This is a genomic window from Mycobacterium sp. OAS707, assembly GCF_014873705.1.
In the GTDB taxonomy this organism is placed as follows: domain Bacteria; phylum Actinomycetota; class Actinomycetes; order Mycobacteriales; family Mycobacteriaceae; genus Mycobacterium.
Map to the genome: position 1 here is coordinate 406,809 of NZ_JADBDS010000003.1, position 23,145 is coordinate 429,953.

21 protein-coding genes are annotated in these 23,145 nt (G+C 64.6%); 13 read left to right on the forward strand and 8 right to left on the reverse strand.

Annotated features, from left to right (window positions below; all coding sequences use genetic code 11):
- Positions 1 to 34 precede the first annotated feature (34 nt).
- On the forward strand, positions 35 to 844 hold the full coding sequence (locus tag GGC64_RS20120) for a crotonase/enoyl-CoA hydratase family protein (protein ID WP_192724306.1): 810 nt from the start codon (positions 35 to 37) through the stop codon (positions 842 to 844).
- On the opposite strand, the gene GGC64_RS20125 is transcribed toward GGC64_RS20120, so the two are convergent.
- Genes GGC64_RS20125 through GGC64_RS20140 form a run of 4 tightly spaced genes read right to left on the reverse strand, consistent with a single transcriptional unit; the run spans position 831 to position 5,639 of the window.
- Positions 831 to 2,579, reverse strand: a complete 1,749-nt coding sequence (locus GGC64_RS20125; protein ID WP_192724307.1) for a fatty acyl-AMP ligase — start codon at positions 2,577 to 2,579, stop codon at positions 831 to 833. The two genes, GGC64_RS20120 and GGC64_RS20125, sit on opposite strands and share 14 nt — an antisense overlap.
- 27 nt (positions 2,580 to 2,606) lie before the next feature.
- The gene (locus tag GGC64_RS20130) at positions 2,607 to 3,836 is read right to left on the reverse strand and encodes a cytochrome P450 (protein ID WP_192724308.1); all 1,230 of its coding nucleotides are present in this window, start codon (positions 3,834 to 3,836) and stop codon (positions 2,607 to 2,609) included.
- Positions 3,833 to 4,564 (reverse strand): acetoacetate decarboxylase family protein, encoded by a 732-nt coding sequence (locus tag GGC64_RS20135; protein ID WP_192724309.1) that lies wholly within the window; start codon positions 4,562 to 4,564, stop codon positions 3,833 to 3,835. The genes GGC64_RS20130 and GGC64_RS20135 overlap by 4 nt, the downstream gene beginning before the upstream one ends.
- 43 nt (positions 4,565 to 4,607) lie before the next feature.
- Positions 4,608 to 5,639 (reverse strand): LLM class F420-dependent oxidoreductase, encoded by a 1,032-nt coding sequence (locus GGC64_RS20140; protein WP_192724310.1) that lies wholly within the window; start codon positions 5,637 to 5,639, stop codon positions 4,608 to 4,610.
- A 58-nt stretch (positions 5,640 to 5,697) separates the two neighbouring features.
- On the opposite strand from GGC64_RS20140, the gene GGC64_RS20145 reads away from it, so the two are divergent.
- The 6 genes from GGC64_RS20145 to GGC64_RS20170 are packed head-to-tail and all read left to right on the forward strand — an operon-like array spanning position 5,698 to position 11,183.
- Positions 5,698 to 6,687: an OB-fold nucleic acid binding domain-containing protein gene (locus GGC64_RS20145; RefSeq protein ID WP_192724311.1), complete on the forward strand. Its 990-nt coding sequence runs from the start codon at positions 5,698 to 5,700 to the stop codon at positions 6,685 to 6,687.
- Between the two features lie 12 nt (positions 6,688 to 6,699).
- Complete coding sequence (locus tag GGC64_RS20150) at positions 6,700 to 7,755, forward strand: thiolase domain-containing protein (protein WP_192724312.1); 1,056 nt, start codon at positions 6,700 to 6,702, stop codon at positions 7,753 to 7,755.
- A gap of 2 nt (positions 7,756 to 7,757) precedes the next feature.
- Entirely contained in the window at positions 7,758 to 8,927 is a 1,170-nt protein-coding gene (locus tag GGC64_RS20155) for a thiolase domain-containing protein (RefSeq protein WP_192724313.1), read from the forward strand.
- Complete coding sequence (locus tag GGC64_RS20160; protein WP_192724314.1) at positions 8,924 to 9,802, forward strand: TIGR03619 family F420-dependent LLM class oxidoreductase; 879 nt, start codon at positions 8,924 to 8,926, stop codon at positions 9,800 to 9,802. Before GGC64_RS20155 ends, GGC64_RS20160 begins: the two co-directional genes overlap by 4 nt.
- Complete coding sequence (locus GGC64_RS20165) at positions 9,799 to 10,200, forward strand: nuclear transport factor 2 family protein (RefSeq protein ID WP_192724315.1); 402 nt, start codon at positions 9,799 to 9,801, stop codon at positions 10,198 to 10,200. The genes GGC64_RS20160 and GGC64_RS20165 overlap by 4 nt, the downstream gene beginning before the upstream one ends.
- A 35-nt stretch (positions 10,201 to 10,235) precedes the next feature.
- Positions 10,236 to 11,183 (forward strand): aldose 1-epimerase family protein, encoded by a 948-nt coding sequence (locus GGC64_RS20170; RefSeq protein WP_192724316.1) that lies wholly within the window; start codon positions 10,236 to 10,238, stop codon positions 11,181 to 11,183.
- Here GGC64_RS20170 and GGC64_RS20175 read toward each other — a convergent pair.
- Positions 11,170 to 12,150, reverse strand: coding sequence for a zinc-binding dehydrogenase (locus GGC64_RS20175; RefSeq protein ID WP_192724317.1), 981 nt, complete (start codon positions 12,148 to 12,150; stop codon positions 11,170 to 11,172). The genes GGC64_RS20170 and GGC64_RS20175 overlap by 14 nt on opposite strands.
- Positions 12,151 to 12,254: 104 nt before the next feature.
- Between GGC64_RS20175 and GGC64_RS20180 the strand changes: the two genes are divergently transcribed.
- Complete coding sequence (locus GGC64_RS20180; protein WP_225952109.1) at positions 12,255 to 13,277, forward strand: LacI family DNA-binding transcriptional regulator; 1,023 nt, start codon at positions 12,255 to 12,257, stop codon at positions 13,275 to 13,277.
- Between the two features lie 4 nt (positions 13,278 to 13,281).
- On the opposite strand, the gene mmsB is transcribed toward GGC64_RS20180, so the two are convergent.
- Genes mmsB through chvE form a run of 3 tightly spaced genes read right to left on the reverse strand, consistent with a single transcriptional unit; the run spans position 13,282 to position 17,138 of the window.
- Positions 13,282 to 14,526, reverse strand: coding sequence for a multiple monosaccharide ABC transporter permease (gene mmsB / locus GGC64_RS20185; RefSeq protein ID WP_370582207.1), 1,245 nt, complete (start codon positions 14,524 to 14,526; stop codon positions 13,282 to 13,284).
- Complete coding sequence (mmsA, locus tag GGC64_RS20190) at positions 14,527 to 16,035, reverse strand: multiple monosaccharide ABC transporter ATP-binding protein (RefSeq protein WP_225952250.1); 1,509 nt, start codon at positions 16,033 to 16,035, stop codon at positions 14,527 to 14,529.
- Positions 16,036 to 16,052: 17 nt separating this feature from the next.
- Entirely contained in the window at positions 16,053 to 17,138 is a 1,086-nt protein-coding gene (gene chvE / locus GGC64_RS20195; protein WP_369434795.1) for a multiple monosaccharide ABC transporter substrate-binding protein, read from the reverse strand.
- A 323-nt stretch (positions 17,139 to 17,461) separates the two neighbouring features.
- On the opposite strand from chvE, the gene GGC64_RS20200 reads away from it, so the two are divergent.
- From GGC64_RS20200 to GGC64_RS20220, 5 genes are all read left to right on the forward strand, one after another.
- Complete coding sequence (locus GGC64_RS20200; protein ID WP_192724319.1) at positions 17,462 to 18,433, forward strand: ABC transporter substrate-binding protein; 972 nt, start codon at positions 17,462 to 17,464, stop codon at positions 18,431 to 18,433.
- A gap of 93 nt (positions 18,434 to 18,526) precedes the next feature.
- Positions 18,527 to 20,062, forward strand: coding sequence for a sugar ABC transporter ATP-binding protein (locus tag GGC64_RS20205; protein WP_225952110.1), 1,536 nt, complete (start codon positions 18,527 to 18,529; stop codon positions 20,060 to 20,062).
- Positions 20,059 to 21,132 carry an ABC transporter permease gene (locus GGC64_RS20210; RefSeq protein ID WP_192724320.1) on the forward strand — a complete coding sequence of 358 codons (1,074 nt, stop codon included), beginning with the start codon at positions 20,059 to 20,061 and terminating at the stop codon, positions 21,130 to 21,132. Before GGC64_RS20205 ends, GGC64_RS20210 begins: the two co-directional genes overlap by 4 nt.
- Positions 21,129 to 22,130, forward strand: a complete 1,002-nt coding sequence (locus GGC64_RS20215; protein ID WP_192724321.1) for a sugar ABC transporter permease YjfF — start codon at positions 21,129 to 21,131, stop codon at positions 22,128 to 22,130. Before GGC64_RS20210 ends, GGC64_RS20215 begins: the two co-directional genes overlap by 4 nt.
- Entirely contained in the window at positions 22,127 to 23,143 is a 1,017-nt protein-coding gene (locus GGC64_RS20220) for a LacI family DNA-binding transcriptional regulator (RefSeq protein WP_192724322.1), read from the forward strand. Before GGC64_RS20215 ends, GGC64_RS20220 begins: the two co-directional genes overlap by 4 nt.
- The last annotated feature ends 2 nt before the right edge of the window (positions 23,144 to 23,145 follow it).

A 23,145-nucleotide genomic window follows, 5' to 3' on the forward strand; every position in this document is an offset into this window, starting at 1 on the left:
GTCTGTGGCATCGACGCTGGAAAGAAGGCTGGTCGTGAGCGACGCGCAAACATCGGAAAAAGGCCCCGACGCCCTCATTGAGCAGCGCGGACACACTTTGATCTTGACACTGAACCGGCCCGAGGCGCGCAACGCGCTTTCCACCGAGATGCTCTCGATCATGGTCGAGGCTTGGGACCGCGTCGACAACGATCCGGAGATTCGCAGCTGCATCCTGACCGGCGCCGGCGGCTACTTCTGTGCGGGCATGGACCTGAAGGCCGCGACGGCCAAACCGCCGGGCGACTCGTTCAAGGACGGCAGCTATGACCCGTCGCGCATCGATGCCCTGCTCAAGGGCAGGCGGCTGACCAAGCCACTGATCGCAGCCGTCGAAGGCCCCGCGATCGCCGGCGGCACCGAGATCCTGCAGGGCACCGACATCCGCATCGCGGGCGAGAGCGCCAAGTTCGGTGTCTCGGAGGCCAAGTGGAGCCTGTACCCGATGGGCGGCTCGGCCGTTCGGCTGGTGCGCCAGATTCCTTACACCGTGGCCTGCGACATTCTGCTGACCGGCAGGCACATCACGGCCGCCGAGGCCAAGGAGATGGGCCTGATCGGCTACGTCGTCCCCGACGGCACCGCACTGGAGAAGGCGCTCGAGATCGCCGAGGTGATCAACAACAACGGACCGCTGGCCGTGCAGGCGATCCTGCGCACGATCCACGAGACCGAGGGTCTGCACGAGAACGACGCGTTCAAGATCGACACCAAGATCGGTATCGAGGTGTTCCTCTCCGACGACGCCAAGGAAGGCCCGCTGGCGTTCAAGGAGAAGCGCGCGCCGAATTTCAAGATGCGCTGAGGTAACGGGTGCGCGACGCCCACCGGGCGAGCTTGCCGCTCGTGGTGCGGGGGATGGCACCCGCGGGCACGAAGCGAACATCGGACACCGTCAGCCCGTGTTTGTGCGACACCAACTCCGCGATGGCCTCGATCGCCGGCGCCGGGTCGTCGCGGGACGTGCCCGCAGCGCGTTCCGCCACGATCACGAGCCGCTGACTGTCGTCGGTGAACGCGGCCACGTAGCCCCGCCGTACCATCGGCGACGCCGCCGCAGCCGTGGCCTCGATGTCCTGCGGGTAATGATGCATCCCGCCGACGGTGATCAGGTCCGCAATCCGGCCTACGACGTAGAGCTCGCCGGCCAGATACACGCCCAGATCGCCGGTGCGCAACCAGTCACCGGGCCGCGACGGCAACCTGGCGCCGAACGTGCGGCGGCTTTCGTCGGGTCTGCCCCAATAGCCTCGACAAATGTTGTTGCCCTGCAACCAGATCTCGCCGACGCATCCGGCGGGCAACTCCTCGGCGGCATCGGGGTCGACGATCACCGCTACGAGACTTCGCGCCACCTGACCGCACGACACGTGCGGCATCGCGCTGGGATCGTCGGCGGTCGTCGTAACCGCCCTGTCGCGGGCCAGTTCTTCGCGATCGAAGTAACGCACGATGGGCTCCGCATCGGGCGCGATGGTCGACACCAGCAACGTTGCCTCTGCAATCCCGTAGGACGGCTTGAACGCCGAGCGCGGTAAACCGAAGGGCGCGAACGCTTTATCGAAAGCACGGATCGCATCCATGCTCACCGGTTCCGATCCGATGATCAGCGCCACATTGCTCAGATCGATATCGTCGCCGGGATCGGGCACGCCGCGCTGCGCCGCCCACTCGTAGGCGAAGTTCGGCGCGGCGGTGATCACGCGTCCCTCGCGGGATCCCGCCGACAGCGCATTGATCCACCGTTGCGGCCTGCGGATGAACGCCGTCGGCGACATCAGTGTCGAATGGCCGCCGTACACCGCGGGGAACCCGATCATCGACAATCCCATGTCGTGGTACAGCGGTAACCAGCTGACGCCGTGGGTGTTTCGGTCCAACAGGTCGATCGACAGGATCATCTGGATGAGATTGGTACCGACCGCGCGGTGGGTGACCTCGACGCCGACGGGTGGCCGCGTCGCGCCTCCGGTGTACTGCAGATGAGAGATGTCGGCGACGTCGACTGTCACAGGGGCGAACTCGTCGGCCGCCGAATCCGGGATCTCGTCGACGGCGATCACGTGCGGCCTTCGCGCGGGCGCCATCGTTGTGAGGAACGCGTCAACCGAATCCCTGGCGGCTGCGGTGGTCAGCACGAGGACGGGTTGCGAGTCGTTCAGCGCCGTTTCCAGCCGCTCCGCATGGCCGGGCAATTCCGGCGCAAACAATGGCACCGCAATGGTTCCCGCCTTGATCGCCGCATAAAACGCCGAGACGTACTCCAGGCCCTGCGGAGCCAAGATCGCCACTCGGTCACCATGGCCCGCGACCTGCTGAATGCGTGCGCCGATGGCTTCCAGCCGAAGCCCGAGTCGCTTCCACGTGATCTCCGTCGGTTGCCCTGCCTCCGATCGCGTGAAGTCGAGGTATCGGTAGGCCACCGAGTCACCGACGTTGGCGATGTTGCGCTCGATCAGCGAGATCAGCGTGACCCCGGGCGGCACCACGACGCTGCCGTCGGCGGCGAGGCATTCCTCGATCTGTAGCAACCCGGCCATGGAGACAGGGTATGCAGTGCCGCTGTCCTAGCCGGTCAGCGGCTTGGTCGGGGTGAATTGCACCGGCATCGACTCCAGGCCGGACACGAAGTTCGCCGGGCGCAGCGGAAGGTCAGCGCCGTCCGCCAGCCTCAGATCGGGTAGCCGGTTGAGCACGCGACTCGTCATGTTGATCAACTCGATCCTGGCCAGCTGGTTGCCAAGGCAGAAATGCGTGCCGAAGCCGAATGCCAAGTGGCTGTTGGGATCCCGCTGAATCCGGAAGTTGTCCGGGTCGCCGAAAACGGCCTCATCGAAGTTCGCCGACTCGAACAGCAGCAGCATCTTCTCACCCTGCTTGAGGCTGGTGCCGTGAAACTCCGTGTCGGCGGTGATTGTTCGGGCCATGTTCTTCAACGGTGATGTCCAGCGCAGCATCTCCTCGATCGCTCCGGGGAGCAGGCCAGGATCGTTGCGCAGTAGCTCCCACTGGTCCCGGTTGCGTATCAGCTGCTCGATACCACCGGAAATCGTGTGACGCGTCGTCTCGTCACCGCCGACGAGGATCAGCAGCGTCTCCTGAAGGATGTCGTCATCACTGAGCCGTTCGCCGTCGACTTCGGAGTGCACCAGGACGCTGATCAGGTCCTCGGTCGGTTCGGCGCGACGCTGTTCGATCTTGTTGCGGGTGTAGTCGTTGTAGGCGACGAACGCATCCATGGTGGCCTGCATGTCGGCCTCGGACACCGTGGAACTGAGTCCGCTGACCAAGTCGTCGGACCACTTGAGGAACAGTTCCCGCTCGTCCGGCAGTACGCCGAGCATGTCGCCGATGACCGCCATCGGCAGAGGTGCGGCAAGGTCTCTGACCAAGTCGCATTCCCCGCGTTCGCATACCGCGTCGATGAGCATGTCGCACAACCGACCGATCGACTCGTCTTGAACCTTGAGCCGCTTTCGCGTGAAGCCGGCGTTGACGAGCTTGCGGCGCAACAGGTGTGCCGGATCGTCCATGTCGATCATCATCGGCAGCGGAGGCTGGTCGGGCCTGATGCCGCCGGCATTGGAGAACAGTTCGGGGTTGCGCTCGGCCTCGATCACCGCGGCATAGGTGGCCGCCGCCGCCAACCCGTTGCGGTCGCGGAACACGGGCTGGTTGGCCCTCATCCAGCGATAGGCCTCGCGCGAGGCCGGGCGGTCGGCGTAGAAATTGCCGTCGGTCAAGTCGACGTCGGGGACGGTAGCCCGCGGCGCAGCCGAGGATGAAACGTCCGTCATGAGATCTCCCGCGCGTCGGCGAATGTCATCTCCACATTGCCCGCCGAACTGGAGACCAGGGCGCGTTTCGGGAAACCAAGCGAGGCCAGTTCTTTCGCGTACGGATGATCGCCAAGACGCACCTGGGCGCCGCCGAGTCGGTAGCGCACGTCGTGCATCGTCATCTCTCCGATGGTTTCGCGTAGCACCCCGTCGCGATACGAGTAAGTGGGGTTGGATTGCGGGCGCGACGTGAGCGCTGCAGGCATCGGCAGCCCCGGACGGAAATCCATGCCGACTGCGAATTGACCGTCGATGGACACATCGAAACTGAACGGCTTGCCGTCACGAACGGTGAAGTCCGCCATGACTTTTGGATAGCCCCAGATCTTTGTGCCCGCCTCGAGGGTGAATGCCTGGTCGACGGGAAGGTGGTGGATGAACGCCCCGGCATCCTGAAGCGCCTTGACCCCGGACGCATTCGAGCCTGGCGGATTGACCATCACGTTCGTGCCGTACTCCAGGTACTGGCCGAGGTCGCCGTCGAGGTAGTGCATCAACATCAGGACGACGATCGCGCGACCAGGGAGGTACCGACACACTTTCAGGCCGCTGTAGTCGATCAGTCGCTGCGCGGCGTCGGCGTCCACCGAGAACATCGCCATGTGCTGGTTGGCCTTGCGGATTTTCACCGGCATGGTGAGCACGGTGCCTGCAATGGTGTGCTGCGAAGACGCTGAGCCGGTCATCCGGCCAATCTAGAACGCGTTCTAGACAAGTAGCAAGAAGTGTCTACACCAATCCGGCAAGGTCGCGGATCTGCTCCGTCGAGCGGGCGCCCACGACCATCATCGTCACGCCTGCGGCCTCCCAGGCCTTGATCTGTTGCTGCACATAGGGGAGGTCGCCGACGATCGCCGAGTCGTCGACGAGCTCGTCGGGAATGATCTTGGCGGCCTCGTCCTTGCGGTCGCTGCGGAACAGCTTGGTGACGTCGTCGACCACCTCGGCGTAGCCCATCCTCCGGTAGACGTCGGCGTGGAAGTTGGTGTCCTCGGCGCCCATGCCGCCCATGTACAGCGCCAGGTGGGGCTTCATCAGTTCCATGATCGCCGGGCGGTCATCGGTGACGACCACCTGCGCGGTCGCGCAGATTTCGAAGTCCTCGCGGCTGCGGCGAGCGCCCGGCCGCGCGAAGCCTTCGTCGAGCCACTCGTTGTACATGCCCGCGATCCGGGGCGAGTAGAAGATCGGCAGCCAGCCGTCGCAGATCTCGGCGGCCAGCGCGACGTTCTTCGGCCCCTCGGCGCCGAGCATCACCGGGATGTCGGCGCGCAACGGATGAGTGATCGGCTTGAGGTTCTTGCCGAGCCCGGTGGTGCCCTCACCGGACAGCGGCAGCGGGTAGTGCGGGCCGTCGCTGTGCACAGGGGCCTCGCGGGCCCAGACCTGGCGAAGGATGTCGATGTACTCGCGGGTGCGGGCCAGCGGCTTGGGGAACTTCGCGCCGTACCAACCCTCGACGACCTGCGGCCCGGACACTCCGAGCCCGAGGATGTGGCGGCCGCCGGACAGATGGTCGAGCGTCAGCGCCGCCATCGCGCAGGCAGTGGGCGTGCGGGCCGAGAGCTGGATGACCGAGGTGCCCAGCCGCATGCGCTTGGTCTCGCGGCCCCACCAGGCCAGCGGCGTGTAGGCGTCCGAGCCCCAGGCTTCGGCGGTGAACACGGTGTCGAAGCCCGCATCCTCGGCCGCGGCCACGAGTTCAGCGTGGTTTTCCGGCGGCTGCGCGCCCCAATATCCCAGCTGCAAACCCAGCTTCATTAGCCTGCCTCTCGACCCGTGGTTGAAACCATTCTTAGAACCTGTTCTACTCGATGCCGTGACCACCAGCCAAAGCAGCCCGGTGCAGATCGACAAGCATGAGCGGCCGCTCTCCGCGCCGCTGAAGCTCTCATTCGACTACACCCGTTCAGTCGGCCCACTCCTGTCTCAGTTCTTCACCGCCCTGCGGGAGCGGCGCATCGTCGGTGTGCGCGGTTCAGACGGGCGCGTGCACGTGCCGCCCGCAGAGTACGACCCGGTCACGTACGAACAATTGACCGAGATCGTACCGGTGAGCGGCGTCGGCACGGTGCTGTCGTGGACCTGGCAGTCGACCCCACTGGAGGGCCAGCCGCTGGACCGTCCGTTCGCATGGGCGCTGATAAAACTGGACGGCGCAGACACCCCCCTGCTGCACGCCGTCGATACCGGCTCCTCCGACGCCATCAGCACCGGCGCCCGCGTGCATGCGCACTGGATTGACGAGCCGGTCGGCGCGATCACCGACATCGCGCATTTCCTGCCAGGCGAAGATGCCGAGCCGGAGGGCCAGCCCGACGACCGGGAGCCGGTCAAGATTCAGGTGACGCCGTCGTCCATCGAGATCCAGCACACCGCGTCGCTGCCCGAGACCAAGTTCCTCAAGGCGCTGGAAGAGGGCAAGCTACTTGGCGCGCGGACCGGCGACAACGGGAAGGTGTACTTCCCGCCCAAGGAGGCCGACCCGGCCACCGGCCTGGAACTCGACCAGTTCGTCGAGCTGCCCGACAAGGGCACGGTCACCACGTTCGCGATCATCAACATCCCGTTCTCGGGTCAGCGGATCAAGCCGCCCTACGTCGCGGCCTATGTGCTGCTCGACGGCGCCGACATCCCGTTCCTGCATCTGGTCACCGAGATCGACCCGGCCGATGTCCGGATGGGTATGCGGGTTCAGGCCGTGTGGAAGCCCCGCGAGGAGTGGGGTCTCGGCATCGACAACATCGACTACTTCCGGCCGACGGATGAGCCCGACGCGGAGTACGACACCTACAAGCACCACCTGTAAAGGGCTTTTCATATGACTGATATCGCAGTGGTGGGCTTCGCGCACGCACCGCATGTTCGCCGCACCGACGGCACCACCAACGGCGTGGAGATGCTGATGCCGTGTTTCCACCAGCTCTACGACGAACTCGGGTTGCAGCAGACCGATATCGGCTTCTGGTGCTCGGGATCGTCGGATTACCTTGCCGGGCGGGCGTTCTCGTTCATCTCGGCGATCGACTCCATCGGCGCGGTGCCGCCCATCAACGAGTCGCACGTCGAGATGGATGCCGCATGGGCGCTCTACGAGGCCTACATCAAGCTGCTGACCGGCCAGGTCGAGACCGCGCTGGTCTACGGATTCGGTAAGTCGTCGGCGGGCACGCTGCGGCGCGTGCTGGCACTGCAGACCGACCCCTACACGGTCGCCCCGCTGTGGCCGGATTCGGTGTCGATGGCCGGTCTGCAGGCCCGGATGGGGCTCGACGCAGGCAAGTGGACGGCCGAGGACATGGCGCAGGTCGCACTGGATTCCTTTGCGGCGGCGGGTCGTACCGACTCGGAGAAACCTGCCAAGTCCATCGATGAACTGCTGTCTCGGCCGTTCTTCGCCGACCCGTTGCGGCGCCATGACATCGCCCCGATCACCGACGGCGCGTCGGCGATCGTGCTCGCCGCAGGCGACCGGGCTCGAGAACTCCGCGAAAATCCGGCCTGGATAACCGGATTCGAGCACCGCATCGAAACCCCGATTCTCGGCGCACGCGATCTGATCACCTCGCCGTCGACGGCCGCGTCGGCCAAGGCGGCCACGGGTGGTGACGCCGGCTCCATCGAGGTAGCCGAGATCTACGCGCCGTTCACCCATCAGCAGTTGATCCTCACGGAGGCGATCGGGCTGGCGTCGTCGACCAAAGTGAACCCTTCGGGCGGCGCGCTGGCGGCCAACCCGATGTTCTCGGCGGGGCTCGAACGCATCGGCTTCGCCGCGCAGCACATATTCGACGGGTCAGCCCAGCGCGTGCTGGCGCACGCCACGAGCGGGCCTGCGCTGCAGCAGAATCTCGTCGCCGTCCTGGAAGGGAAATAGAAATGGCGGGGCAGCTCGCAGCGGTGCTCGGCACCGGGCAGACGAAATACGTCGCCAAGCGCCACGACGTGTCGATGAACGGCCTGGTTCGCGAGGCCATCGACAGGGCGTTGGAAGACTCTGGCTCGACGTTCGACGACATCGACGCCGTGGTGGTCGGCAAGGCGCCCGACTTCTTCGAGGGCGTGATGATGCCCGAACTGTTCATGGCCGACGCAACCGGCGCCACGAACAAGCCGTTGATCCGCGTGCACACCGCGGGCTCGGTCGGCGGCTCGACCGCGATCGTCGCAGCCAGCCTCGTGCAGTCAGGCAAGTACAAGCGCGTGCTGACGATGGCGTGGGAAAAGCAGTCGGAGTCAAACGCCATGTGGGCGTTGAGCATTCCCGTCCCGTTCACCAAACCGGTCGGTGCGGGCGCGGGTGGCTATTTCGCCCCCCATATCCGCGCCTACATCCGCCGCTCCGGCGCGCCCAACCATATCGGCGCGATCGTCGCTGTGAAGGATCGCCGCAACGGCGCCAAGAACCCGTTGGCACATCTGCACCAGCCCGACATCACCGTCGAGAAGGTGATGGAGTCGCCGATGCTGTGGGATCCGATCCGCTACGACGAGACGTGTCCGTCGTCGGACGGCGCGGCGGCCATGGTGATCGGCAATGAGGAAGCGGCAGAGGCGCATATCGCCGACGGTCATCCGGTCGCATGGATCCACGCGACCGCGCTGCGCACCGAGCCACTCGCCTACGCCGGCCGTGATCAGGTCAACCCGCAGGCCAGCCGTGACGCCGCCGCCGCGTTGTGGAAGGCCGCCGGAATCAAGAGCCCGATCGACGAGATCGACGCCGCCGAGGTGTACGTGCCGTTCTCCTGGTACGAGCCGATGTGGTTGGAGAGCCTCGGCTTCGCCGCGGAAGGCGAAGGGTGGAAACTCACCGAAGCGGGCGAGACCGAGATCACCGGAAAGATCCCGCTCAACGCCTCCGGCGGTGTGCTCTCGTCGAATCCGATCGGCGCCTCCGGCATGATCCGGTTCGCCGAGTCGGCGATCCAGGTGATGGGCAAGGCCGGCGACCATCAGGTTCCCGGCGCCAGAAAGGCGTTGGGTCACGCGTACGGCGGTGGCGCGCAGTATTACTCGATGTGGGTCGTGGGGGCTGACAAGCCGTGAAGTACACCGTCAGCGTGGCGATGAGCCCGATCGAGCAACTCATCGAGCTCGCGAAGACGGCGGAGGAAGTCGGCTTCGACTCGATCGCACTGCCGGACTCGATCTTCTACATGGAGAAGCAGTCGACCGACTATCCGTACACCGCCGACGGTTCGCGGATGTGGAACGAGGAAACCCCGTGGGCGGATCCGTTGATCGTCGCGGGCGCCATGGGTGCGGTGACATCGACGCTGCGCTTCTACACCAACGTGATGAAGCTGGGCTCGCGCAACCCGCTGCTGCTCGCGCGCCAGGTGGGCTCGGTAGCCAACCTCACCAACAATCGGTTCGGCTTCGGTGTCGGGATCGGTTGGGCACCTGAGGAATTCGAGTGGTGCGGCGTGCCGTACGCCAAGCGCGGCAAGCGCGTCGACGAGATGATCGAGGTGATCAAGATCGTGCTTGCCGGCGGCATGGTCGAATTCCACGGCGACTTCTACGATTTCGACAAGCTGCAGATGAGCCCGGCGCCGAGCAAGCCGGTCCCGTTCTATGTCGGCGGCCACACCGACGTTGCGCTCAAGCGCGCCGCGCGCATCGGCGACGGGTGGACCAGCGCGATGTTGACCTGCGACCAACTGGCCGAGATCATCGGCAAACTGAAAGCTCTGCTCGCCGAGCACGACCGCGCTCACGTGCCGTTCGAGTTCCAGGCGGTGTGCATCGACAAGTTCGACGTCGACGGGCACCGTGAACTCGCCGACGCCGGGGTGACCGACAACATCGTCATCCCATGGGTTCTCGAGGGGCACGGCTTCGATGCTCCACTCGAGACGAAGAAGGACTCTTTGAAGCGGTACGCCGACACCTTCATTCACTCCGGTTGGCAACAGTGACGGCGCCGGTTCATCTGGCGGGCAAGCGTTCCCGCGAGGCCGCCACGGCGCACGACAAAGAGGCGTGGCTGGCCGTGTTCGCCGATGACGCCATCGTCGAGGATCCGATCGGTCCTTCGCATTTCGACCCGGACGGTAAGGGCCATCGCGGTAAGGAGGCGATCGCGAAGTTCTACGACATGGCGATCGCCCCGAGCGAGCTGACGTTCAACTTCGAGAAAACCTACGTCTGCGGCAACGAGGAAGCCAACGTCGGCAACATCGTGATCAGGTCCGCAGGCTACGAAGTCACCGCCGAGGGCGTCTTCACGTACCGCGTCAACGACGACGGCAAGATCGTCGCGCTGCGGGCCTATTGGGAACTCGACAAGGCCACGGCGAGCGCGCGCAAGCTGTAACTGCGCTCAGGAAATGTTAGCGCTAACATTACCGGGTGACGGTTACCCCTTGGCCCGCGCTCGGTGAGCAATACGAGCTATCTCTCGACGCGGTCGGCCGGTCCGTGCGGGCGATCGTCACCGAGGTCGCCGCCGCCATCCGGCACCTCTCCATCGACGGCGTGCAACTCACCGCAGGCTACGACGCCGACGCCCCGCCGCCGTTCGGAAGCGGAATCGTCCTGGTGCCGTGGCCCAATCGGGTGCGCGACGGGCGATGGACGTACGCGGGCCAGACGATGCAACTCGACATCACAGAACCAGCGCGCGGCAACGCGCTGCATGGCCTGCTGCGCAATACGCCGTACCAACTCGCCGAACGCACCGAACGGTCGGTGACCCTGCGGGCACCCGTCTTCCCGCAGAACGGCTACCCGTTCACGCTGGACACCACCGTCCGCTACGCGGTCGTCTCCGACGGCCTCGAGGTGATGCACACCGTCCGCAACGTCGGATCCGCCTGCGCGCCAGTCGCTGTCGGAGCCCATCCGTTCCTGAGAATCGGCGACGTCCCAACGGATTCGCTCACCTTGACGGTATCGGCCAGCAGGCACATCGATGTCGACGAACGGCTCAATCCGATTGGCGTGACGCCCGTCGACGGCACAAAGTGGGACCTGCGTGCGGGCCGACTGCTGGCCACCCTTGACCTCGACGACGCATGGTCGGCAGTGGTGACGGCCGGCGGTGGCAGCACCCACTGGCTCAGCGCGCCGGACGGGCGGACCGTATCCCTATGGGCCGACGAACAATTCGGCTATGTGCAGGTTTTCATCACACGCGAATTCCCGGGCGCGGGCGGATTGACCACGGCTGTCGCGATCGAACCGATGACCGCACCGGCCGATGCGTTCAACAGCGGGGAAGGACTTCGGTGGCTCGAGCCCGGCGAGTGCTGGTCGATGTCGTGGGCGATCCGCTACCACGACGCTAGGGCTCGATGACGACCTTCAGCCCTTGCCTGTCGGCGGCCACGGCGAACGCCTCGGCGGCATGCTCGAGCGGGTATCGATGGGTCACGATCGACGAGATGTCGACCAGCCCTTGCTCGACGAGCCGAATCGCCCGCGGGTAAGCCTCGTTCATGCGCCTGACCAATACCAGCGTCAGGCCCTTCCGGCGCGCGATGGACGCTTGAAACGACGTGCGGTCACCGTCGGGAATGCCACCGAGCACCACCCTGGCGCCCGGTCGCGCGGCGCGCAGCGCGATCTCGACCGCTGCGTCGGTGCCTGCCATTTCGAAAACGGTGTCGGCGCCGATATCGTCGCCCGCCTCATCAACGTCGAGCACGACGTCGGCTCCCAATCGCTTGGCTGCGTCTCGTCGGTGCGCAAGCGGTTCGACGACCACGACGCGAGTAGCCCCAGATCTCCTCGCGGCCTGCGCCAACAGCAGGCCGATCGGGCCAGCGCCGACGACTGCGATCGTCGAGCCAATTCGTAAGTGGCCCAAGTCCAATGCGTGCAGTGCGACGCCGAGTGGCTCGAGAACTGCGCCGTCGATCGCGCTCATCCCGGCTGGCAAGGGATGAAGGGCCCACGACGGCCAGGCCAGGTACTGCTGCAGTCCGCCGTCCTTGCCGCCGTGCCCGGCGAACACGACATCCGGACAGAGGTTGAGATCACCGCCGAGGCATATCTCGCACTGACGGCATGGCAAGGCCGGGTCCACGGCGACGGCCACGCCGTGGCGCGGTCCGCCCTCGATGACGCCTGCGAATTCGTGGCCCGGCACCACCGGTCGCGTCAGCTTCGCGTCGCCGATGCCCGCCTCGGTGAACCAATGCAGGTCGGATCCGCACAGCCCGACCGCGGTAATACGCACCAGTTCCTCACCGGCACCCGCGGTTGGCACGGCCTCGCTGTGGCACCTGATATCCCGCACTCCGTGGAGTCGCGCGACGGTCATCTCGGCCAGCATAACCGAAATGTTAGCGCTCACATCTAGTCCGTCAAAGCCCGGTGACCGTACATATTCCGACTACGATGCGACAGCAAAGGAGGTCGCTTTCGATGGCTGAACGGGTCGAGCGCCGACCGGTGAACATGTTCGACGTCGCCAAGGCCGCGGGCGTCTCACATCAGACCGTGTCCCGGGTGCTCAACGACTCCGCGGCGGTGAAGGAATCCACCCGGCGCCGCGTGCACGCCGCCATCGACCAGCTGGGCTATCACCGCAACCTGGCAGCGCGGGCACTTGCCACTCACCGGTCAAAAACGTTGGGCGTCATCTGCTTTGACAGCACGCTGTACGGGCCGGCGAGCATGCTCTACGCGATCGAGCATGCATCCCGCAGCGCGGGCTATTTCGTCAGCGTGGCCAGTGAATCCACCATCGACCGCACCACCTTGCCTGGCGCGATGAACCGACTGACCGAACAGTCCGTCGAAGGCGTGGTGGTGATCGCGCCGCTGTCCGAAACCCGCGAGGCGCTTTCGGGGCTGCGGCGCGACATGCCCGTCGTTGCCGTCGACGGCACCGGTGGATTGGGGTTGCCGGTGGTCAGCGTCGATCAGTTCGACGGGGCGCGACAGGTCACGCGGCACATGCTCGAGCAGGGCGCATCGACCGTCTGGCACGTGACTGGTGCCGACGGCTGGACGGAAACCGAAGCCCGGTTGGCCGGGTGGCGCGAGGAGCTGTCCGCCTCGGGGCGGGTCATTCCCGAACCGCTGCAAGGCAACTGGTCCGCCGCCTCGGGCTATCAGGCCGGCATCGCTCTCGCGCGTCGCACCGACGTCGAGGCCGTCTTCGTCGCCAACGATCAGATGGCGCTCGGCCTGCTGCGTGCACTGGCCGAGGCAGGCCGCACGGTCCCGGACGACATCCTGGTGGCCGGATTCGACGATGTGCCGGAAGCCGAGTTCTATTCGCCGCCGCTCACCACGGTCCGCCAGGATTTCGCAACGGTCGGCCGCCGAAGCGTCGAAATGCTCGTCGCTCGAATCGAAAACACCGACGACGGGCCGATCGACGATCAACCGATCCTGGTACCCGCTCAACTCGTCATTCGGCAGAGCACCAGGCGACGCTGACGTTCTAGCGTCCGCCCTTTCGCCTGTTGTAGACGTCGAAACCGACTGCTGCGAGCAGCACCAGGCCCTTGATCACCTGTTGCACGTCACTGCCGATGCCGAGGATCGACATGCCGTTGTTCAGCACGCCAAGCACCAGTCCACCGACGATCGCCCCGAACACGGTACCGACACCGCCGCTGGACGACGCGCCGCCGATGAACGCCGCAGCGATGGCCTCGAGTTCGAAGTTGATGCCCGCCTGAGGTGTCGCCGAGTTCAGTCGCGCCGCGAACAACAGGCCCGCAACCGCGGCCAGGATGCCCATGTTCACGAACACCAGCAGTGTGACGCGTTGGTTGCGGACCCCCGAAAGCCTTGCTGCAGCGGAGTTTCCGCCGACGGCGTATACCTGGCGCCCGAGGACGGTGTTGCGCATGACGAATGCGTAGACGATGGTGAGCACGACGAGGATGATGCCGACGATCGGTACGCCCCGGTAACTGGCCAGCAGAAGAGTGAATGCTGCCAGAGCGACGACGATGGCCGCGCACTTCGCGACGAAGATCGCGGTTGACGAAACCTCGTGGCCGTATCGGAGTTGTGAACGCCGACGACGGACTTGCACCACCACGGCGGCAACGGTGACGACGGCTCCGAGAATGACGGTCGGCCAGTGGTAGACGGCGTTGGCCCCGAGCTCTGGCAGAAATCCGCTGCTGACTTGCTCCAACCCATGCGGCATCGGGGCGATGGACTGTCCCTCGAGTAGGTATTGAGTCGCGCCGCGGAAGACCAGCATTCCGCCAAGGGTGACGATGAACGACGGGATCCCGACGTAGGCGATCCAGAACCCCTGCCAGGCGCCGATGAGTGCGCCTATCCCAATACACACCGCGACGCCAAGCAGCCACGGCATGTCGTTGCGCACCATCAAGACTCCGGACATCGCCCCGATGAATCCGGCGATGGATCCGACGGACAGGTCGATGTGGCCGGCGATGATCACGATGACCATGCCGATCGCGAGAACCAGTATGTACCCGTTCTGCTGAATGATGTTGGTGACGTTCAGCGGCTTGAGCAGGATTCCGCCGGTCCACACCTGGAACAACAACACGATCGCGGCCAGCGCCACCACCATGCCGGACTGACGAATGTGTGACACGAGAAATGAGGACACCCGTTGGCGCAGTCCCGGCGGCGCCGGCTTGTTCGATTCTGGTTGCGCCTCTGGGGTCTGCGACGGCTGCTCGACGGTGGTGGTCACCTACGCACGTCCTTTCATCATGTAACGCATCAGTGTTTCTTGCGTCGCGTCAGCTTGCGCCACCTCGCCGGTGAGCTGGCCCTGGCTCAGTGCATAGATGCGATCGCAGATGCCAATCAGCTCAGGCAGTTCCGATGAGATGACCAGCACCGCCTTTCCGCGTGCGGCCAGCTCGTTGATGATCGTGTAGATCTCGTACTTGGCGCCGACGTCGATGCCGCGCGTCGGCTCATCGAGAATGAGCACGTCGGGGTCGGTGAACAGCCACTTACTCAGCACGACCTTCTGCTGGTTGCCGCCCGAGAGCTTGCCCGTCACCGCCGACACGGACGACGTCTTGATACGCATCGAGGCGCGAAACCGTTCGGCAACACCGGATTCCTCATGCTGGTTGACCACCCACCGCTTGCTGATCTTGCGCAGCGACGGCAGGGTGATGCTTTCGGCGATGCTGTCCATCAGGTTAAGACCGAGATGCTTTCGATCCTCGGTCGCGTAGGCGATGCCGTTGCGGATCGCATCCGAGACGGTTCGGGTACTGATTTCCTTCTCACCCTTGAAGACCTTGCCGCTCACGTACTTTCCGTACGAGCGGCCGAACACGCTGAGGGCCAGCTCTGTCCGGCCTGCACCCATCAGTCCCGCGATGCCCACGATCTCGCCTGCGCGTACTTGAAGCGACACATCGTCGACGACCTTGCGCTGCTGGTCGATTGGATGCAGAACGGTCCAGTTGGACACCGCGAACGCGATTTCACCGATGTCGCGCTGCGGCCGAGGCGGAAACCGGTGGGTGAGGTCGCGGCCGACCATGCCGCGCACGATGCGGTCCTCCGAGAGCTCATCGTCGACACTCATCGTCTCGATCGTGTGCCCGTCACGCAGAATGGTGATGGTGTCCGCCACCTGCATCACCTCGTTGAGCTTGTGGGAGATGATGATCGAAGTGATGCCTTGCTCGCGGAGGTCGACGATGAGGTCGAGCAGGTGACGGCTGTCGGAGTCGTTGAGCGCCGCGGTCGGCTCATCCAGGATGAGCAGGCGAACCTTTTTCGAAAGCGCCTTGGCGATCTCGACCAGTTGTTGCTTACCGACACCGATGTCAGCGACGCGGGTTTGTGGGCTCTCCCGCAGACCGACCCGGTCGAGCAGCGCCTGCGCCTCGATAAGGGTCTCGTCCCAGCCGATTACGCCGCGACGGCTACGTTCGTTGCCGAGGAACACGTTCTCGGCTATCGAGAGGTAGGGCACCAGCGCGAGTTCCTGGTGGATGATCGCGATGCCGGCGCGCTCGCTGGACCGAATGCCCTTGAACTCGCATACCTGATCGTCGAAGCGGATCTCACCGTCGTAGTCCCCATGCGGATAGACCCCACTGAGGATCTTCATCAGCGTGGACTTACCGGCGCCGTTCTCACCGCAGATGGCATGGATGGCACCGGCTTTCACCGTCAGATCCACATCGGAGAGCGCGGTGACGCCGGGGAACCGCTTGGTGATGCCCCGCATCTCCAGCAGCGTCGAGGTCACTGCACCTGCGCTTCGGTGTAGTAGCCCGAGTCGACAAGCGCGGCCTTGTAGTTCGACTTGTCGACGCTGACCGGCTGGAGCAGATACGACGGGACCACCTTGACGCCGTTGTTGTACGTCTTGGTGTCGTTGACCTCCGGCTTGCCGCCGGTGAGCACGGCATTGCCCTCCTGCACAGCAGCTTTCGCGAGTTCGCGGGTGTCCTTGAAGACGGTCTGGGTCTGCTCACCGGCGACGATGGATTTCACCGAGGCCAATTCGGCGTCCTGTCCGGTGACGATCGGCAGCGGCTTGGCGGGGGTGCCGTAACCCGCACTCTTCAGCGCCGACAGCACACCGCGGGAGATGCCGTCGTAGGGCGACAGCACAGCATCGACTCGCGCCGTGGTGTAGGCCTGGCTGAGCAGATTGTCCATCCTCGACTGGGCCAGACCGGCATCCCACCGCAGAGTCGCGATCTGGTCGAAGGACGTCTGGCCGCTCTTGACGACCAGCTTGCCGCTGTCGAGGTAGGGCTTGAGCACGCTCATCGCGCCGTCGAAGAAGTACGTGGCGTTGTTGTCGTCGGGTGAACCGGCGAACAGCTCGATGTTGAACGGACCCTTGCCCTGGGCCAGTCCGAGCTTGTCGATGATGTAACTGCCTTGCAGCACGCCGACTTTGAAGTTGTCGAATGTCGCGTAGTAATCGACGTTGGGCGTGCCCTTGATCAACCGGTCATAGCTGATCACTGGGATCTTGGCATCCGCCGCATGTTGCAGAGTGGTGGTCAGTGAGGATCCATCGATCGGTGCGATGACAAGGAGCTTGACGCCCTTGGTGATCATATTCTCGATCTGGGACACCTGGTTCTGCACGACGTCATCGCCGTACTGCAGATCGGTGGTGTAGCCCAGCGACTGGAATTGATCGACCATGTTCTTGCCGTCGGCGACCCAGCGCTCCGACGACTTGGTCGGCATCGCGATTCCGACGGTGCCCTTCTCCCCGTTGCCGCTGGCCGTGTCCGTGGACCGGCCGCAGCCCGAGAGAGCCAGCGTGGTCAGCAGCGCCACGACGGCGAGCCAGATCAACTTCCGCACGAGATCCTCCTGGTAAACCCGGCACAGAGGCCGGTCAGAATGTGAGCGTTAACATGCAAGGCGATAGTATGTGAGCCAACTCACTGGCTTGTCAACAACTTCGGTCATTCAGGGCACTGAACTGGTGCGTTGGCAAATTTCGCGTCAACAACGCGACGGCTTCTCCGCCTGGATTCGCATCTCGATTCAGGCGTTGACACCCTTTGATTGTTAGCGCTAACATCCAGGCAGTGTAACGCCGGTCACACTGCAGGTGCAGCGCGAACCCGCGCCGACCTGGCCCGCAGCGACCGAGTTCGACAACCGACAAGTGAGGAGTCGCGGTGAAGAGAACCCTGGCAGCGGCGCTGGGTGCGCTGATCGCAGCAACGGTGGTGGGCTGCGGAAGCGGTCCGGCGCCCGGCGGCTCCGCGGACGGCAAGATCACCATGGGCTTCTCCCAGGTGGGTGCCGAGAGCGGCTGGCGAACGGCCAACACGAAGAACATCCAAGAGGCCGCCACGGCCGCCGGCATCGACCTGAAGTTCTCCGACGCCAACGGAAAACAGGAGAACCAGATCTCGGCGATCCGGTCGTTCATTCAGCAACACGTCGACGTGATCGCGTTCAGCCCCGTCGTGCGGACCGGTTGGGATGCGGTGCTGCTCGAAGCAAAGAACGCCGGCATCCCGGTGATCCTGACCGACCGCGCGGTCGACACCCAGGAGACCGACGTCTACAAGACGTTCGTCGGCGCCGACTTCGTTGCCGAAGGCCGCAGCGCCGGTGACTGGGTCGTGAAGCAATTTGCAGCGGCGCCAGCACAAGTGAACATTGTCCAACTCGAAGGCACCACCGGAGCGGACCCTGCCATCGACCGAAGCAAGGGGTTCGCCGACGCCATCGCGGCCAACCCGAAACTGAAGGTCATCGCCTCGCAGACAGGAGATTTCACGCGCTCGGGCGGCAAGCAGGTGATGGAAGCCTTCCTGAAAGCCAATCCGAAGATCGACGTGGTGTTCGCCCAGAACGACGACATGGGTCTGGGAGCCATCGAGGCCATCGAGGCAGCCGGTCTCAAGCCGGGACAAGACGTCAAGATCGTCGCGGTCGACGCCACCCACGACGGCATGCAGGCGTTGGCCGACGGCAAGTTCAACTTCCTCGTCGAATGCAATCCCTTGCTTGGCCCGCAACTGATGGATCTGGCCAAGAAGGTTGTCGCCGGTGAAGCGGTGCCATCGCGTGTTGTCGTGCCCGACAAGACGTTCGATCAGCAGCAAGCAATCGCAGCGCTGCCCGATCGCAAGTACTGACAACACCTTTTGAAGACTCTTGGCGCCGCCCCGGTCGGCCCAACCCCTCATCCTGGGGCGGCGCCAAGTTCCACACCGGAAAGCGATGGCCCCATGGCACCGACATCCACCGCAGAGTCGCCGACTCCCGTGGTCGAGATGCGTGACATCAGCATCACCTTTCCCGGGGTGAAGGCGCTCGACGGCGTCGACTTCCGGTTGTTACCCGGTGAGGTCCACGCCCTGATGGGCGAAAACGGCGCGGGCAAATCGACTCTGATCAAAGCTCTTACCGGTGTGTACGACATCGACGCCGGAAGCATCACGGTGGCCGGTGTGCCATGCCGTTTCACCGGTCCACGCCAGGCACAGGACGCCGGAATCAGCACCGTCTACCAGGAAGTCAACCTCTGCACCAATCTGACTGTCGCAGAGAACATTCTGCTCGGCCGCGAACCGCGAAAGTTCGGACGCATCGATCACCGTGCACTGAACCGCCGCGCTCGCGACCTGCTCTCGCACCTGGAACTCGACATCGACCCTCGTTCGACACTCGGTGCCCATCCGATCGCCATTCAGCAGCTCGTCGCGATCGCCCGCGCCACGGCGGTTTCGGCGCGGGTCCTCATTCTCGATGAGCCGACGTCCAGCCTGGATGCCGAGGAAGTCGCCGAGCTGTTCCGGGTGATCCGGCAACTGCGCGACAACGGCACGGCCGTGCTCTTCGTTTCGCACTTTCTCGACCAGGTGTATGAGATTTCGGACCGAATGACGGTGCTGCGCAACGGACGGCGGGTCGGCGAATACCTCACCGCCGACCTCGGTCGCCACCAGCTGGTCACCGCGATGCTGGGCCGTGAGCTCGAGGTACTCGACGAAATCGCGGAGACGGCACAGGAAACACACCGCAACGACATGGTGCCGCCGATTGTCAGTACCTCAGACATCGGCAGGCCGCCACGGGTGCACCCTGTCACCCTCGACATCTTCCCCGGCGAGGTGGTTGGCCTGGCGGGGCTACTCGGTTCTGGCCGAACGGAATTCGCCCGCCTGCTGTTCGGCGCGGACAGGCCGACGAGCGGGCACCTCAGCGTCGACGGCAAGCAGGCCCGGTTGCGCTCGCCGCGGGCCGCGATCGCTCGCAGGTTCGCGTTCACCTCCGAGGACCGCAAGACGCACGGCATCGTCGCCGAGCTCAGCGTGCGCGACAACCTGGTGCTGGCGCTGCAGGCCAGGCGCGGCTTCGCCCGGCCGCTGTCGGCGAAGGCGAAAAACAGGCTGGTCAGTCGCTACATGGAGACACTCGACATCCGGCCCCGAGATCCGAATACGCTCATCAAGAACCTCAGCGGCGGCAACCAGCAGAAGGTGCTGCTGGCCCGCTGGCTGATCACCCAACCCGCGCTGCTCATCCTCGACGAGCCGACGCGCGGCATCGACGTCGGCGCCAAAGCCGAGATCCAGAAGCTGGTCACCGAACTGGCTGCCGACGGCATGGCGGTGCTGTTCATCTCGACCGAACTCGATGAGGTCGTTCGCATCAGCGACCGAATCGCGTTGATGCGTGACGGCCACAACATCGCCCAACTGGACGGCGGCTGCCCGGTTTCGGAGCTCACCCGGCTCATCGCGAGCGGCAGCCAACAATGACTCGCCGCGCGATCGCCTCACCACTGCTTTGGCCGGCGTTGGCGTTGATCGCCCTGCTGGGTCTCAATGTCGTACTCACGCCGTCCTTTTTGGCGATCCGCGTCGAGGACGGCCACCTGTACGGGAGTTTGATCGACATTCTCCGCAACGGTGCTCCGACCATGCTCGTCGCACTTGGGATGACGCTCGTCATTGCGTCGCGCGGCATCGACCTGTCCGTCGGCGCGGTGGTCGCGATTTCCGGCGCGCTGGCGTGCGCACATATTGCGGCGCAGCCGGACGGCAACAGCCTGACCGGAGTTGCGACGGCGATGCTGATCGCGCTCGGTGCGGCGGTGGTGCTCGGCTTGTGGAACGGGATCCTGGTGTCCAGCTTCGGAATTCAGCCGATCATCGCCACGCTGGTGTTGATGACGGCTGGTCGTGGCATCGCGCTGCTGATCACCAACGGACAGATTGTCACGGTCAGCAGTGAGCGGTTCAAGGTCCTCGGCGCCGGCTATGCGCTCGGGCTGCCGGTGGCGATCCTGGTGAGCCTGGCCGTGTTCGCCGTCGTCGCAATCATCACCCGTCGCAGCGCGCTGGGCATGCTGCTGGAAGCCATCGGCGTCAATCCTGAGGCCAGCCGACTGGCTGGTGTGCGGTACCGGACGATCGTGTTCGCCGTCTACGTGTTCAGCGCGTTGTGCGCCGGTATCGCAGGCTTGATGATCGCCTCCAACATTTCGGCCGCCGACGCCAACAACGCGGGATTGTGGATCGAGATGGATGCCATCCTGGCAGTGGTGATCGGCGGTACATCGCTGCTGGGTGGTCGCTTCAGCCTGACCGGAACCATTCTGGGCGCCTTGATCATTCAGACGCTGACCACCACGGTGTACACCGCGGGTATCACGCCGGAGACGACGCTGGTGTTCAAGGCGGTGGTGGTCATCGCGGTGTGCCTGATGCAAGCACCCAAATTCCGGAGGCTACTTCGGCGGCGGCGCGCTACAGCGGGGCAGCCCACGATCCCCAATGACGACGTCGCCGAATCTGCGCCGAGAACGGACACGGTGGCGGCGTCATGAGCACCCAGACCTTGCATCGCCGTGATGGCTTCCTGCCCGCGGTGACCGACCGAATCCGCGGCCGGTACCTGTCCCCTGTCGCCTCGTTCGTCCTTTTCGTCGCGTTGTTCGCCACCATCGTCGTGCGGTACGGGTTCAGCAGCCCCTCGCAGGTGTTCTTGAACCTGCTTGTCGACAACGCTCACCTGATCGTGCTGGCCGTCGGAATGACCTTCGTCATTCTCACCGGCGGCATCGATTTGAGCGTCGGCTCGGTGGTCGCATTGTCCACGGTGATACTCGCCAAGACGCTGGAATCGGGTTGGCCCGCACCGGTTGCCATCGTGTTCGTACTCCTGGCCGGCACGGTGCTGGGTCTGTTGATGGGCACGGTCATCGAGTACTTCGACGTGCAACCGTTCATCGTCACGCTGGCAGGCATGTTCCTGGCCCGCGGGCTGTGCTACGTCATCAGTGTCGGCACGCTGCCGATCAAGGATCCGCTGTTGCGCAAGCTCGGGTTGAACTATCTGTATCTCTACGAGGACAAGTTCATCCGCTGGACCGTCGTCATCGCGTTGATCGTCGTGGTGGCGGCGATATATGTATTGCACGAAACGCGGTTCGGACGCACGGTTTACGCCATCGGCGGCAGTAGGCAGTCGGCCCAGCTGATGGGATTGGCCGCCGCCCGTACCCAGGTCTGTGTGTATGTGATCAGCGGCTTCTGTGCCGCGTTGGCAGGCGTGCTGCTGGGCGTGCAGAAGTTGTCCGGGTACAGCCTCAACGGCATCGGATTGGAACTCGACGCGATCGCCGCCGCGGTGATCGGCGGTGTATTGCTCTCCGGTGGGGTCGGTTTCGTGCTCGGCGCCGTGATCGGGGTGCTCGTGCTCGGCACGATCCAGGTCTTTGTCACCACGGAGAACCTCGACTCCTACTGGACGCGCATCATGACGGGGGTTCTGCTGCTGGTGTTCGTGTTGGTGCAACGCGTACTGGTCAGGGACACCCGATGACCGTCGAACCCACTCCGCGCAGACCCGTGATGGCCGACGTCGCGAAACTCGCGGGCGTGTCCCACCAGACGGTTTCGCGGGTCATCAACGGCTCGGCGAACATCCGGCCCAGCACGCGCGAACGGGTGGAGCGCGCGATCGCCCACCTGGACTATCGACCCAACACGGCCGCCCGCGCACTGGTCACCAGACGCTCCAAGATCATCGGGATCATCGGCAGCAACACCGCCCTCCACGGGCCTGCCAGCATCCAATTCTCCATTCAGGACGCGGCCCGTGCGGCTGGCTACTTCACCAGTCTGGTGACCGTCGCCGCGGTGACTCATGACGAATTGCGCGGCGCGCTGGACTATCTCAGCCGCCAGTCGGTCGAGGCGATCATCATGATCGTCACCCAACAGGACGCACTCGCCGTCGTGCGCTCAGAGGCCACGTCGATCCCGTTGATCGTCGTCGAAGGCGAGCTGTCAGGGCGAGGGCTGAGCGTCGGTGTCGACCAGACCGAAGGAGCACGGCTGGCGACCCAACACCTCGTGGATCTCGGTCACCGCGACATCATCCACGTCAGCGGCCCGCTGACGTGGACCGAGGCCCGGGCCCGCCGTGCCGGGTACGTCGAGGTCATGCATGCAGCCCGACTACCGGTACGAGCTGACCTCGAAGGCGACTGGACTCCCGCCCGCGGCTACGCCATAGGCCGGGAACTGGTCAACCGCAACGACTTCTCGGCTGTCTTCGTCGCCAACGACCAGATGGCGATCGGCATCCTGCACGCATTCGCGGAAGCCGGCATCTCGGTGCCCGGCGACGTCAGCATGGTCGGGTTCGACGACGTGCCCGAGGCCGCCTACCTCAATCCCGCGTTGACCACAGTCCGACAGGACTTCCACGCCGTAGGCCAACGCGCAATCGAACTTCTGACCGCCGTCATCGACGGGGTCTCGCACGCCACACCACTGCTCGCTCCCGAACTCATCGTTCGGGACAGCACTCGGGCATACCCGACCAAGTGAGG